The sequence below is a fragment of the Rhodococcus sp. IEGM 1241 genome, from assembly GCF_033142365.1.
GTDB lineage: Bacteria > Actinomycetota > Actinomycetes > Mycobacteriales > Mycobacteriaceae > Rhodococcus_F > Rhodococcus_F erythropolis.
In genome coordinates, this window is record NZ_JAWLSE010000001.1 from 500,924 (window position 1) to 514,858 (window position 13,935).

Here is a 13,935-nt window from a genome sequence, read left to right on the forward strand (position 1 = left end):
GCTGTCAGTGGCGAACATCGAAGGCGTATGTGACCAGCGATTCTCTGGCTTGAAGGAGGCTCTGGCACGCAATCTCGATTCCGGCGAGGACGTCGGGGCAGCGATCGCACTGACGATCGACGGCGAATCCGTCGTCGACATGTGGGGCGGTTGGGTCGACGTCGAGCACACTGCTCCTTGGGCCCGCGACACCGTCACCAACGTCTGGTCCTGCAGTAAGACCGTGACCGCACTGGCCGCGCTCATGCTCGTCGACCGCGGGTTGCTGGATCTCGATGCCCCGGTCGCGCAGTACTGGCCCGAGTTCGCAGCAGCGGGCAAGGACCGTATTCAGGTCCGGCAACTGCTGTCGCACACATCAGGCGTTTCGGGGTGGGATCAACCGTTCACCTTGGAGAACATTTGCGACGACGCGTACGCCACAGCCCGGTTGGCGACGCAGGCTCCGTGGTGGGAGCCGGGTACTGCATCCGGATATCACGCCCTCAACTACGGCCACCTGATCGGCGAGGTCGTCAGGCGCATCGACGGTCGAACCCTCGGCCGCTTCATCGACGAGGAAATAGCCGGTCCGCTCGATGCTGATTTCCGCCTGGGCTTGCCGAAGTCGGAATACGGGCGAGTCTCGAATGTGATTGCGCCACCGCCTTTGCCGATCGACATCGCGGCACTCGGGATGGACAACATCATGGTGAAGACCTTCACCGCACCGCCGGCCGACGCGACAGGTTCGTGGACCGACGGGTGGCGAGCCGCCGAGATCGGTGCGGCCAACGGTCATTCGAATGCGAGGGCACTCGCAAGGATCCAATCGGTGATCGCGTGCGGTGGCAAGGTCGGTGACGTTCGCCTGCTGTCGGAGGAAACGATCGACAAGATCTTCGAGGAGCAGTCGTACGGGGTCGACCTCGTCCTCGGTGTGCCGGTCCGCTTCGGCGTCGGATTCGGATTGCCGACGCCGGAGTCCGTCCCGTTCATTCCGGAGGGGCGAATCTGCTTCTGGGGAGGTTGGGGTGGCTCGCAGATCATCATCGACACCGAGAAGCGCATGACCTTCTCGTACGTGATGAACAAGATGGGGCCGGGCCTGCTCGGTTCCGAGAGATCGGCGCAGTACGTATCGGCTGCCTACGACGCACTGAGCTGATCGATGTGACTGCGTTTGATCGATATGACAGGGAGGGCGAAGCGCTACTCAAATCCTTGCTGAGTAGTAGCCGACGGGGCTGGGTGTAGGCCCGATCGCTAATCCGGCGGAACGGTTGGTTTGTCTGCTGCAGCTGACTATGCTGCCGGATATGCCAGTGTGCTCCGGGGGGAAATCAGCTTGTCCGCTACGTCGAAGTGTGCCCGAAAGTTGCAGACCTGCATCGGCTGACCGGCGATGAAGGGTTTCGTCGAAGTTGTCATGCGCTGGTGGCAGTTGCCGGACCAGTTCCATAGTTTCAGCAGGTACCTCGAAGACCGCGGGTTCTTGACTTCCTGCCGGGCGCTGGTCGGCGGAACGGCACTCTGGATGGGGTTGGTGTTGCTGTCGGCGCGATTCAGTGACGTCGGTCCGCAAGGTACGTTCTGGCGAGCGGTCAATCTCATGGTCATCGTCCTGTGCGTCGGCGCGGCCCTGATCTGGTGGTTGTTTCCGCCGACGCCGCTGTGGTCGTACACCTTTGTCGTGGGTTCCGACGTTGCGATTGCGGCGGCCGCCGCAACCGACTCGGAACCGATGGGACGGCTCATCGCGTGCGTCGTGTTTGCGTCGATCGGCGGCTATATTGCGTTCTTCCACAATCCGAAACTCCAAGTCGGTCACTTGGTCTTCGCCTCGATTGTCACGGTGCTTTCGGGGTGGACTTTGTTGTTCGGACCAGCAGCGGACGTCGGCTTGGGGTTGGCGAAAATCGCGGTCGTGATGGCCACCATCATTGTGATTCCCGTGGTGTCCCAAATGGTTCTGGCAGTTCTGGGATCCGACGCCACTACTTCCGACATCGACCCGTTGACCGGTCTGCTCAACCGTCGCGGACTTTCGCGTCGTGTGAAGGATCTGATGGGGCCTCCGGTGACCGAGGCCGACGCGGTTCTCGTAGTGGTGATCGATCTCGACCGATTCAAGACGATCAACGACGTTTACGGCCACGACGTTGGGGACAGCACGATCCTGCGAACGGCGCTGCGTATTCGCCTGTGGACAACCAAAGCTGCACTGACCGCCCGTGTGGGCGGTGACGAGTTCGTCGTGGTCGAGCGGGTGCCGGTCAGCGTGATAGCGAGGCTGGAAGGACAGATCCGCTCGGCAATGGACGGGGCGACCGATGATCCACCGACGAGCGCGAGCATCGGAATGGCGGTCCGCACCGCGCCCCGGCATCCGGGTGAGTCCGTCGACGAAGCCTTTGCCGAACTCTTCCGCGTCGCGGACACGGTGATGTACGAAGCGAAGCGCGAAGGTGGCAACCAGGTTCGGGCGAGCCTGGTCTGATGTGAGAGCTCAGTCGGCGAAGCTCAGGCCGCGTTCGGCGAGTGCTTCACGCAGAATCCTCAGAGCCTTCGGTCCCATCCCGTGCAGAGCGCCGAGTTCCTTCTCGGACACGGACGTCAATTGCGCGAGGTGGGTGTAGCCCGCTCCGATCAGCGCGCGCTGTGCGGGAGCTCCCGTTTTCGGGAAGTCGGTTTCCACTGTGCCCGGATCCGGTTCTGTCACTGGCCAACTCCTCCGTGTGGGTTTTCCACAGTTTAGCGAGCGTCGTGAACGATTTCGGGGCTGTCGATTTTGTCGGGTGTTCGCGGAAGCGCGCGAGCTGCCACGACAATGCCGATGATCGCGATAGCGGCGAAGGTGAAGAGAAGCAATTGCGCAGAACGAAGCGTCGACGGTTCGCCGATGTTCACCAGCACTCCGGCCAGGGCTGCGCCGAAGGCATTGGCGATCAGCTGAACGGTGTTGATGGCAGCGGAGGCACGCGCACCTTCTCCGGGATCGGTGACCGCGGTCATCGCACCGACTGCAAGATGAGGCCAGGCGAGGCCGATTCCGACGCCGGCGACCAGCAGTCCGATCACCCACGCGACCATCGCACCGGCGCCGGCGTGTTCGGTGAGAAATGCTGCCATGATGCCCAACCCGATCGCGACGAGGATCGGACCGCTGACAACGATTCGTCGCACGATACGAGGGGTAGTCGCCGAGGCGCTCGGGATTTCGCCGAGAGTCCAGCCGAGAGCGAGTGCGGCCCCGAGGAATCCGGCCGCGAGCGGTGCCAGTCCGGCAAGTCGTTGGCCGAAGAGTGGAATGAACGTCTCGACGGTCGACGCAACAGCGAGGACGACGATGGTCAGGTACACCCACTTGAGGGACGACGCGTTGAACGTCGACGGCGGTAGTACGCCGTGGCGCGAGCGACGGTCAGCGGCGACAAAGGCGATCAGTAGCAGCACAGCGGCGAGAACCATTGCTGCGGTCACTGCGAGGTTGGACAGAATTCCGGCAACGCTGACCAGCAAAGCTGCCGCAGTCAGCAATGCCAGTGAGAGGACCGGCACCGGGCTACTGGTGGTGCTGCCCGGTTCATGTGCCGGTAGCGCGCTGGGGACGAGAGCTGCGACTGCGATCGTCGCGATGACCAGAACGCCGAAAGCCCATCGCCAGGCTCCGAATTGAGCAAAGACGCCGCCGATTGCAGGGCCGGCGAAGGTGCCGACTCCCCACATTGCCGAAACCAGCGCGGCCCCGCGGGTCCACAGATGTCTGGGGAGCGCGGCATTGATGACGGCGTAACCGAGACCAGCCAGCAGGCCACCTCCCGAACCCTGGATCGTGCGGCCGACCAACAGCAATTCCATGGTCGGGCTGACCGCACAGACGACGGTGCCGAGCGCGAAGATCGCGAGGCCGATCAGGTAGGCCCCGCGCGGTCCCCTGGCGGCGAGGACGTTGGTGACCAACATCGAGGAGATGACGGAAGCGATGAGGAAGACCGTCGCGGTCCAGGCGTAGTACTGCTGACCGCCGATGTCGTCGATGGCAGTCGGAAGCAGGCTGGTCGTCAGGTAGACGTTGGTCGCGTACAGCGCGACGCCGCCTGCGAGGACGGTAGCGGTGCCGAGGTATCGACCGCTCAGGAGCTGCCGCCAGGTTCCGGCGGGAGCATCGGTGGGGGAGTGCATGTTGTCGAAGGTAGAATCTCAAGTGCGCTTCAGGTCAATGTCGCGCAGCCATTGGGAGGCAGAATGATCCGTAAGAGTGACGAACTTCTCTCGATCGGTGAGGTATCGGCGCGCACCGGCGTCGCCGTGTCGGCGGTGCGCTACTACGAAACACTCGGTCTGGTTCCTGCAGAGCGGACGGCAGGAAATATGAGGAAGTTCCCGCGGCACTCGATCCGGCGGGTGTCGCTCATCCAGTTGGCAGTCAGGTTCGGGATACCTCTGGCCGAAGTTGCCGAAGTATTCGGGTCGTTGCCGCAGGGACGAACTCCGACGAAGAAGGACTGGCGCAAGATTTCGACGGAGTGGAATCAGCGCCTCGAGGATCGCAAGCAGGCCATCGGCCGGATGCAGGACGAACTGACGGGCTGTATCGGCTGTGGGTGTCTGTCACTCAAGACATGCAACCTGCTCAACCCTGGAGACGAACTGGGCCGGGAGGGACCCGGCGCCAGACGTCTCTGAAACTACTGTCGGTCACACTCTTTCGCGTGGCCGCGACTGAGCATTCCACCGACCACCACGACGCTCGATCTCGATGGGATGCGAGAAGCACTCGCTGATGTTCTGGGTGGTGATCACATTCTCGGCGAGGCCGCTGGCGGTCACGACGCCGTCCTTGATCAGGAGAGCATGTGTGGTGGTGCTCGGAATCTCTTCGATGTGATGCGTCACGAGGATGCTGGCAAGTGACGGGTTCTGATTGCGGAGATCGTCCAGAGCCGTCAAGAGCTGTTCGCGCGCAGCAAGATCGAGCCCGGTCGCCGGTTCGTCGAGCAGGAGCAGGCGTGGTTCCACCATGAGTGCACGGGCGATCAGGGCTCGCCCCCGTTCGCCCTGGGACAAGTTGGGCCACAGTGCGTCCGAACGCGGACTCATCCCGAGTAGATCGATCAGTGCGTCGGCATGAGCCTCTTGCTCCGGCGTCGGTGACCACCGCGGCATTACCTCGGTGGTGTTGGTGAGGCCGGTGATCACGACGTTGCGGACGGTGATCGGAATTCCGATCGTGTGACGCGGGTTCACGTGCCCGATGTCCATCCGCAGTTCCCTCATGTCGACTCGGCCCAGCTTGTGCCCGAGGACGTAGACGGAACCGCGAGTGGGGTGGGCGGTTGCTCCGAGAAGGCTCAGTAGGGTGCTCTTGCCTGCACCGTTCGCGCCGAGGAGTACCCAGTGTTGCCCGGGTTCGATCGAAATGTTGATGTCTTTCAACAAGTATCGGCCGTCGCGGACGAGATCCACGTGTTCGGTCGACAGAACGGTGCCATTGGGGTGTTGCACGAGAACTAACCTCTCTTAGGCGTCGAGCACACGCAACCGCCGTAAGACGGTGTCGATATTTGCTCGGGTTGCCGCTACCGCGGCTTCTGGGTCGGCGTCTTGAAGGGCCTCGACCAACTGATCATGGGCATGTGAGGTGTCGGGGACGCCGGCTTCGTGGGCCATCATCTCGACGAGGGATTCACGAAGGAGTGGACGCACCGACGTGAACAGCGAGAGCAGAACCGCGTTTCCGGACAACCGAACGACTTCGGTGTGGAAGTCGAGGTCGACGTCGACGAACTTTTCAACGTCACCCTCGAAATGACTGTGTCGCATGGTCAGTCGCCGCCGCAGGCCGTCGAGGTCCTCGGGTTGTACCCGCTCCGCGGCCAGTCTGGCGGCCTCGATCTCGAGTGCGCGACGGACTTCGAAGACCTCCAGGATGCGTGAGCGTCGAAGTAGCTTGGTGAATTCGTCGACGTGCTCGAGTTCGGACGCGGCAGCCACGAAGGTGCCGACGCCGTGTCTGACTTCGAGTAGTCCGTCGCGAGCGAGGAGGCGGATTGCCTCGCGAATCGAGGAACGCCCGACGCCGAGTTCGACGGCAAGGGCCGCCTCGCTCGGTATGCGCTCGGACGGCGCCCACGTTCCTTGCCTGATTCGCCCGCGAAGCAACTGTTCGAGTTGCGGCACCAGCGGACCACTGCGAAGTGTGAATCCTGTGTGGTCGTCGGACACGGCTCGCCTCTCGTGGGGGTACCGACAGCGTAACAACTCATCAGACGTCTGAAGACTAACCCCGGGTGACTGTGCCGGAAGCGCACTCACATCATCACGATGGATCGGAGGACTTCTCCCCGGCGTAGACGCTCGTAGGCCTCGGCTGCGCCGTCGAGATCGACAATTTCACTCCGATACTTCTCTAGTGGAAAGCTGCCCTCGGACACCAGCCGAGCGATCCTCGGAAAGTCGCGGCTCGGGACACAATCACCCCAGTGCGAGACGTGATATTCGAGTCGCTTGAGAAAGACAGGGCGCAACGCAACAGCGCTGATTTCGTCGGATCGAGGTGCCCCTGGCGCGACGATCCGACCGCCGGGACGCGTCAGCGCAATCGCCTGTTGTAGTGGTCCGTCGCCGCCGACCGCGTCGATGACGATGTCGAAGCTCGACAACAGCTCCGGTCGCCGGGCCCAGTGCGCACCGTCGACGGTGACATCGGCGCCGAACTCCGATGCAAATGCACGTTTGGCGGGTTCGAAGTCGAAGGCCGTGACGTGGGCGGCCCCGGCCGCCTGTGCGCCGGCGATCGCGCTGAGTCCGACCCCACCACAACCGATGACTGCGACCCTGTCACCGGCAGTGACCTCACCGGTGTTGACCGCTGCGCCGAATCCGGTTGGCACCCCACAGCCGAGAAGCGCACTCAAACCAGCATCGAGAGAGAGTGGGCGTAAGGCGACGTGCTGCCTGTTCATCAGGACCAACTCGGCGAGGCCGCCGGCCCCGAGGACCGGTGTCAGCTCTGTGCCGTCGGGTAGGCGGGGAGCCCGATGGCGCGGCATCTTGTTCACGCAGCGGACACCGCGACCTCGCTTGCAGTCGACACACTCGCCGCACGACACGATCAGCGCCACCACCACTTGATCGCCCACCGTGAGGTCCACGACTTCTGGACCGATCTCGTGGACCACGCCGCTGATCTCATGCCCCACGAGATACGGATAGTCCACCCCGGACGAGCCGTCCATGTAGTGAAGATCGCTGTGGCACAGCCCGCACGCGGTGACTTTGATCAGCACCTCGTCGGCCTGAGGTGCCGGCACCTCGATCTCGACGATTCGAAGTGGCTGATCGGGTCCGGTGGTGACTGCGCCTCGGCATCGGTGGTAGTGCGACATGTCAGCGGCCTCCCATGGGAATTACTGTTCCAGTTGATGATTCGGACATGATGACCGTTTTGATCGCCGTGTAGGCGAGCATTCCGTCCTCCCCCTTTTCAGTGCCGAATCCTGATGACTTGCGCCCACCGATAGTGGATTCCGGTCCGGCGGCGGCGGCATAGGAGTTGATCCAGAAGTAGCCCGTCTCGATGCGTCGGGCCACGGTGAGGGCCTTCGCGAGGTCGCTGGTCCAGCATCCACCGGCGAGGCCGTATTCGGACGTATTGGCGATATCTATCGCGTGGTTCGTGTCGGTGAATCTCTGCACCGTCACGACCGGACCGAAAGTCTCCTCCCGCAGGATCGCCAGATCGGTGAGGTCGCCGACGTCGATCACCGTCGGCAGAAAGTACCCAGACTCGGGAGTTGCTCCGGTGGGTGAATCGCCACCGCACAAGACTTTTGCACCTGCTTCTTCCGCGTCTCGCACGATGCTGCGGACTCGGGAGACGTCCTGGGCGGTGATCAACGATCCGATATCGCTGTTCGGGTCGAACGGATCACCGACTCGCAGTGAACGAGTCTTGGCCACAAGCGATTCGATGAAACGATCGGCGATATTCTCCTGTACGAGAATTCTCGATCCGGAGAAACATCGTTGTCCGGAGTTGCGGAAGATCGCGCCGACGGACCCCTCGACCGCACTGTCGAACGGTGCGTCGTCGAAGATGATGTTCGCAGACTTGCCGCCCAACTCGAGGAGAACGCGTTTGAGTCCGGCCACCGAATCGGATCCGACGCGCGCCCCGACGGTGCTGCTTCCGGTGAACGAGACCATGTCCACCTCCGGCGACGAGACCAATGCGGTCCCGACGTCCGCGAATCCCTGCACGATGTTGACCACTCCGTTCGGCAGGCCGGCCTCGACGAGGTATTCGGCAAATGCGATTGCAGCCAGCGGACTCTTCTCCGGCGACTTGACCACAACGGTGTTGCCCATCGCGATGGCGGCAGCGATCTTCATCGCGCAGAACATCAATGGTGCATTGAAGGGCATGAAGATGGCCACGACGCCCACAGGTTCACGCCATGTCATCTCCACGTACCCGTCACCGAGCGGCAGGGTGGAGCCCCTCATCCTGCTTGCCCACCCTGCCGCCGACTTGGTCAACGAGGTCGAATTGACCACGTCGAAACTTGCTTCCGGTGAGGTCTTTCCGTTGTCGAGGGTGACCAATGCCGTCAGCCGGTCCATGTCGCGAAGCATTGTGTCCGCGGCGCGGTCCAGGATGGCGGCACGTGTCGTCGCAGAACTGTCCGCCCAGGCAGGAAAGGCTTGACGCGCTGCGCTCACTGCATCCGATACCTGACCTGGTGACGAGGATCGGACTTCGGCGATCTGAGTGCCGGTTGCCGGAAACACGTCGGAGAATATCTGGCCGCCGCCGTCGACGAACATGCCGTCGATCAGCGTGTGCACGCGAGGGAGTCGGGCCGTTTCGACGGCGCGGGCGAAGACTGTCGGATCCGATTGCAGCATAGTCAGTTCTCCTTCGGGAGTCGTCTGCCCAAGAAGTCCAGTAGGTGCCCGTGGAATTCGTCGGGGCGTTCCGCGAAACCGTAGTGTCCAACGCCCTCGAGTTCGTGAATTTCGGAATCCTCGATGCGCTCGGCCATCGCCCGCATACCGGCGACCGGACAGGCCGTGTCCACGGTTCCCGCCAGGAGCAAGGTCGGGACCGCCAGATTGTCGAGAGCCTCACGGCCGTCGTACGACGCGATAGCGCGGATCGAATTGGCGAAGGTACCGGTTCGCATGGCGAGGATGGCTTCGCGGACCTTGTCCACGAGCGGTCCGGAGGCAGTCGGCCCCATCATCGAATCGAGCAATGGACGCACATACTCTGCGACGGTCTGTCCGTTCTCGATCGGTTCGAGCCGTTCGGCCAGGTATCGCTTCTGGTCTTCCGGAGTGCGCGAAGCAAAACCCGCTGATGCTCCGGACAGGACAACAGCATCGACGAGTGGTTCGTTGTTGGCGGTCAAGGGTGCGATGAGCGCGCCCATGGAGTGGCCGAGCAGGACGTTGACGGCCGTAGCTTCTGACTGAACCAGCGACGTCGCTGCTGCGGAGAACGTCGTGATGGACGGAGTCTGCGCTGGCGGGGTCATGCCGTATCCGGGACAATTCCAGACGACGACTCGGTAGCCTGCATCAGCGAGAACCGTTGCAGTATTAGCGAAATAGCTGCCGTCGCCGTAGGCTCCGTGAAGCATGAATACGGTGGTTGTCCCGCTTCCGTGGACGGTGTAGTCGATGGTGCCGGTGTATGCGGCGATCATTTCTCTCCTGGGTGTGTGTCGGTGGTATCCACGGAGTCGATCCACTTCGTCAGTGCCCGGGCGAGCGCCTCGGGTTCCTCCGCGGGCAACATGTGGGCAGCGTGGGGAATGCCGGCGAAGGTCGCCCCTACTCGATCGGCAAGAGCCTGCTGTTCGCCTGGTGGTACAACAAGGTCGGATTCTGCGGCAATCACGGCAAGCGGAACTTCAGTGGCGAGTAGCAGCTCAGTCCGGTCGGGGCGAGAGGCTATCGCGGCACTGTGCGCGCTGTATCGCTGAGGACCGTAAGCACGCACTCCGCGGAGCCGTTCCGTCAAGACATCGGGATCTTCGGCGTTGTCCGCGTGGAATACGAGATCGACGCGGCCCATCGCGAAGTTCTCGAATTCACCGGCCAACGCACGTTCTGCCTTGTCCAATCGGGCCGTTGCGGTGGCTTCGTCATCGGTTCCCTGTGGCGTGTTCACCAGTGCCACCCCGGAAATGCGCTCCGGGCAGTACTCGAGAAGCGCCATGGCGACCACTCCTCCGAAGGAATGCCCGACAAGGAAGAACTGATCGGGTAGATCGACTGCGAGTGCTGCGGCGATCTTGTCGACATCACCGATTGCGGGAACATTCACGGCTGTTGCGCGCAGTGTTGTCGGAAGTGCGTTGATTACACGGTCCCAGACCAAGGCGTCGTTATTGAGCCCCGGGACAAAAACGATGTCTGTCATCGTGCTGCGCGCCCTTCGCCGGCGATACGGTCACCTTCGACCCAGCAGGAATGGGTGCCCACTGAAATCCGTTCGGGGAGAATGACCGTGCACACCGGATCGCCGGTCAGATCGTCTGCACGATAGATAACGCATTCGGAGCGATCCTGAATCAAGTCGGTGATGAAAACTATGCAGTAGCCGTCGTCTTCTGCGCTAGAACCTGCCGGACGCGCGATTGCGGGCTCACTGCCCCATCGGCCAGGCCCGAATTCCAGGCGGACGGCATTTCCGGTGTGCAGGTCGTAACGTTTGAGGCCGTTCAGATGCCATTCGCCCTTTTCGAACAAGGCGTTGTACGAGTACCGGTACGGGCGTCCGACCACGTCGTTGCTGATGACGGGGAACTCACTCACTTCGTCGTCGAGGGGAAACTCTCTGACCTCTCCGGTGACCATGTTGAACATCCAGCGATAGAGATGCGCGCCGGTGGGATGCATGTCGACGTTTCTACGGATACGGGCGTAGATCGCGTGGGCATCTTCTTCAACTCCGACAGGAGGTTTCACAAGGTTGTCCCAGATGCATCCATCCTGTACTACCCAGTCGCCGTCTTCGAAACAATTGGACAGATGCATGACCCAGCAGGGCTTTGCTTCGAACCAACGAACATCGGCGCTGGTTCCGTAGCGGGGGATAACACCGAATCGCGCTGGAATGTCGTCGTGGAACGAACCTTTGTGGATTCCTTTCTTCAGTAGTTCCTCGTCGAAGAAGTACGGCAGGTCGTGGAGAATCGAATAGTGCTCGGTCATACCGAGGTCGTGGGGCCATCGTGGGCCGGGTAGTTCGATCGGCACGTAGTGAACGAGATTGTCTGCCTTGTTGACTACTCCGTAGTTCATGAACGGAGCCTTCTGTGGATAATTGAAGAACGTCATCTCGCCGGTGGCGTTGTCCACCTTGTAGTGCGACGACAATCCGTCGGGGACAAGTTTCGCCCAATTCTTGTTTGGACCAAGGGTTTCCAGGGTGTCCGGGCTCAAACACCAAGGCTCACTTCCTTGCGACATCGTGGCAATCAGATGACCGGCGTGGGCGATGACGTCGGTACCGGCATTGTCCTTCATCGACCCCATCGATCCCCAGCCTCGACGTTGGTACTCCTGAGGCTGGAGAATTCCCGGCCACAGAGCCTTCTTTGCCCCCTGCTCGGCCAAGAACCCTGTGGTACGGACGAAGGCGTTCCGGTACTCGCATGTGCCGTCACGAAAGCGAATGGCGTGAAGCATGCCGTCGCCGTCGAATGGATGATAGATCCCGGTAGGTGTGGTTGCGTTGTTGTGTGTGTTGCGGACGTAGATGCCATCCAATTCTTCCGGGATGGAACCGATGATCGTCAGTTCGTCGCCGCTGACGGCGTATTCCTTGCCCTGTGGTCTCCACGCGCCGCGGAGCCACGGATTCTCTTGGTCTTCTTCGGCAGGAACGCTGATGAACAGTGTGTCGTTGACGTCATACATGAGCGCCTCCTCGGGACTCGGTCGGTACGGTAGCGGGGGCGATGCCAGGCCGTGTGGAATCGTGATCGGCGGGTATGGGACGGCGTCGCTTCGTGATTCGTGAGTACAGAGCCGCTGCGCCGCCGGCGATACCGGTGGGCATCAAGAACATCAAGGCCACGAGCAGGGCGCCATAGATCATGTTCGCGCCCGATCCGCCGATCAGGTCTGCGGTGTACGTCGGTAGGAAAGCGAGAACCAGGCCGCCGATCAACGGTCCGATCAGCGTGCCGGATCCGCCGATTAGCAGACCGGTCAAGAGCTGAATTCCCAAGAAGACACCAAACGTCTCGGGCGCGACGACACCGGTGACGAGCACGAACATGGACCCACCCACCGCCGCGAATGCGGCGCTGACGGCAAATGCGATGGTCTTCTGTCGGGAAAGATTGATTCCACTTGTGGCTGCTGCTGTTTCGTTGTCACGGATGGCCGTCAGTGTTCGGGCCGGTCCGTACTTTGCAAAGTTGCGGCAGATGAGAATGCCGATGCCTGTCACTGCCGCGACAACAACAAAATTGATCGAAGTCTGTGTGATGAAGTCGGGTACGCCGTCGGGAATGACCCAGGCAGAGTGAAGCAGTTTGCCGTTCACTCCACCGGTCAGCGATCCGAATCGTGTGATCAGCAAGGGAAATACCACCGCGAAGCTCAGGGTGACTAGTCCGAGGTAGTGCCCTTTCAGTCGAAGGGCTGGAAGGCCGGCGACTATTCCGACGACAAATCCGATGAGTGCGCCGACGGGTAGGGTAGCGATAATCGACAGTCCGTGATCGGTCACCAAGATGGTGCTGGTGTAAGCGCCGATACCGAAGAATGCGCTGTGGCCCAAGGAAATTTGCCCGGCATATCCGGAGACAAGGTTGAGTCCGAGGATGGCCAATGCATATGCCAGCGCAGTCGCCAACTGGAGTATCTTTGCGTCGGGGACGAACACCACCGCGCCCAGTACTGCGATGAGGTAGACGAGAGTCCCGACGATCAGTGTCCGTCGTGAACTCGGTGCGCGCAATGACGAGGGAAATGCGGTCGCGGTCATACTCGCGCAACCTCCTTGCGGCCGAAGAGGCCTTGTGGGCGAACAGTGAGGACCACCAGGAGCATGACCAGCGCAAGTGCCAATCCGGACTGGGCTCCGATAGCGGGAAATATCGAAGGCACAACGGATTCCACAAGTCCAACCAGCAATCCACCCACCACGGCCCCGCCAAAGCTGTCGAAGCCGCCGACACATGCCGCAGTGAATCCGTAGATCAGGACGTTGGCCATCATCGTGAAACTCAGCGCGCTTGCAGCTTGTGACGTCATAACGCCTGCAAGAGTTCCCGGCACAGCGGCTAGAGCCCACCCGAGTGCGAAGGTTGCAGCCACGGGAATTCCCACGAGGGCGGCAGACGATCGGTTCGAGATGACGGCGCGATATGCCAATCCGAGTTTGGTCTTGGAGAGCAACAGCCAGAGGAACACCAGCAGAGCAGCCAGCGTCAGCCAGATGCCTATGGTGATGTAGCTCAGTGTGAATGGTGGAGTTCCATCGAGAACGGTGATCCGGTCGTCGACACCGTCGGGGAACGGAGCAAGTGGCGTTTTGTTGTCGACGCCCCACACCACCCCGCCGAAAGCGTTGGCAAAGAGGAAGAGTCCGAGGACAGCGATCAATGCCGCTGCGTGTCCGCGCTTTTCGAGTGGCCGCATGATGAAGTACTGAATCGCCGCACTGGCAACTGCGGAGATCACCATCGAGGCGATGATCGCGACCCAGATCGGAAGTCCAGCAGCGATCAAACTGAACGACAGCAATGCCGAGAGCATTGCAAATTCACCTTGCGCGAAGTTGAGGTGGCCGGTGGTGCGAAACACTGTGACCAGTGCTATGGCCAACAGTGCGTACAAAGCTCCGTTGGACAATCCGGTCGACACCGTTGTCAAGATGCTTGCCGGATCACTTCCGGCCGCGAGAATGCTTGTGGAAGTAGTCAT

The 13,935-nt window shown here is 61.5% G+C and carries 14 protein-coding genes; 3 read left to right on the plus strand and 11 right to left on the minus strand.

Going from position 1 to position 13,935, the window contains the following annotated elements; all coding sequences use genetic code 11:
* Nucleotides 1–7: 7 nt before the first annotated feature.
* A complete protein-coding gene (locus R4P70_RS02300; protein ID WP_020971091.1) occupies nucleotides 8–1,147 on the plus strand; it encodes a serine hydrolase domain-containing protein in 1,140 nt (379 codons plus the stop codon).
* Nucleotides 1,148–1,384: 237 nt separating this feature from the next.
* A complete protein-coding gene (locus R4P70_RS02305) occupies nucleotides 1,385–2,479 on the plus strand; it encodes a GGDEF domain-containing protein (protein WP_021331750.1) in 1,095 nt (364 codons plus the stop codon).
* A gap of 9 nt (nucleotides 2,480–2,488) precedes the next feature.
* On the opposite strand, the gene R4P70_RS02310 is transcribed toward R4P70_RS02305, so the two are convergent.
* Nucleotides 2,489–2,701, minus strand: coding sequence for a hypothetical protein (locus R4P70_RS02310; RefSeq protein ID WP_020971089.1), 213 nt, complete (start codon nucleotides 2,699–2,701; stop codon nucleotides 2,489–2,491).
* A gap of 32 nt (nucleotides 2,702–2,733) precedes the next feature.
* A complete protein-coding gene (locus R4P70_RS02315) occupies nucleotides 2,734–4,164 on the minus strand; it encodes an MFS transporter (protein ID WP_317830330.1) in 1,431 nt (476 codons plus the stop codon).
* Between the two features lie 63 nt (nucleotides 4,165–4,227).
* Between R4P70_RS02315 and soxR the strand changes: the two genes are divergently transcribed.
* Nucleotides 4,228–4,668, plus strand: coding sequence for a redox-sensitive transcriptional activator SoxR (soxR, locus tag R4P70_RS02320; RefSeq protein WP_317830331.1), 441 nt, complete (start codon nucleotides 4,228–4,230; stop codon nucleotides 4,666–4,668).
* A 12-nt stretch (nucleotides 4,669–4,680) separates the two neighbouring features.
* On the opposite strand, the gene R4P70_RS02325 is transcribed toward soxR, so the two are convergent.
* From R4P70_RS02325 to R4P70_RS02365, 9 genes are all read right to left on the minus strand, one after another.
* Nucleotides 4,681–5,487, minus strand: coding sequence for an ABC transporter ATP-binding protein (locus tag R4P70_RS02325; RefSeq protein ID WP_020909438.1), 807 nt, complete (start codon nucleotides 5,485–5,487; stop codon nucleotides 4,681–4,683).
* Nucleotides 5,488–5,502: 15 nt separating this feature from the next.
* On the minus strand, nucleotides 5,503–6,207 hold the full coding sequence (locus R4P70_RS02330) for a FadR/GntR family transcriptional regulator (protein ID WP_019745713.1): 705 nt from the start codon (nucleotides 6,205–6,207) through the stop codon (nucleotides 5,503–5,505).
* 86 nt (nucleotides 6,208–6,293) lie between these two features.
* Entirely contained in the window at nucleotides 6,294–7,370 is a 1,077-nt protein-coding gene (locus R4P70_RS02335) for an alcohol dehydrogenase catalytic domain-containing protein (protein ID WP_182261934.1), read from the minus strand.
* A gap of 1 nt (nucleotide 7,371) precedes the next feature.
* Complete coding sequence (locus tag R4P70_RS02340; RefSeq protein WP_283567231.1) at nucleotides 7,372–8,892, minus strand: aldehyde dehydrogenase family protein; 1,521 nt, start codon at nucleotides 8,890–8,892, stop codon at nucleotides 7,372–7,374.
* 2 nt (nucleotides 8,893–8,894) lie between these two features.
* Complete coding sequence (locus R4P70_RS02345; protein ID WP_182261932.1) at nucleotides 8,895–9,695, minus strand: alpha/beta fold hydrolase; 801 nt, start codon at nucleotides 9,693–9,695, stop codon at nucleotides 8,895–8,897.
* Nucleotides 9,692–10,414: an alpha/beta hydrolase gene (locus tag R4P70_RS02350; RefSeq protein WP_317830332.1), complete on the minus strand. Its 723-nt coding sequence runs from the start codon at nucleotides 10,412–10,414 to the stop codon at nucleotides 9,692–9,694. Before R4P70_RS02350 ends, R4P70_RS02345 begins: the two co-directional genes overlap by 4 nt.
* Nucleotides 10,411–11,916: a carotenoid oxygenase family protein gene (locus R4P70_RS02355; protein ID WP_182261930.1), complete on the minus strand. Its 1,506-nt coding sequence runs from the start codon at nucleotides 11,914–11,916 to the stop codon at nucleotides 10,411–10,413. The genes R4P70_RS02350 and R4P70_RS02355 overlap by 4 nt, the downstream gene beginning before the upstream one ends.
* On the minus strand, nucleotides 11,909–12,994 hold the full coding sequence (locus tag R4P70_RS02360) for a branched-chain amino acid ABC transporter permease (protein ID WP_182261929.1): 1,086 nt from the start codon (nucleotides 12,992–12,994) through the stop codon (nucleotides 11,909–11,911). Before R4P70_RS02360 ends, R4P70_RS02355 begins: the two co-directional genes overlap by 8 nt.
* Nucleotides 12,991–13,935 carry a branched-chain amino acid ABC transporter permease gene (locus tag R4P70_RS02365; RefSeq protein WP_051730416.1) on the minus strand — a complete coding sequence of 315 codons (945 nt, stop codon included), beginning with the start codon at nucleotides 13,933–13,935 and terminating at the stop codon, nucleotides 12,991–12,993. The genes R4P70_RS02360 and R4P70_RS02365 overlap by 4 nt, the downstream gene beginning before the upstream one ends.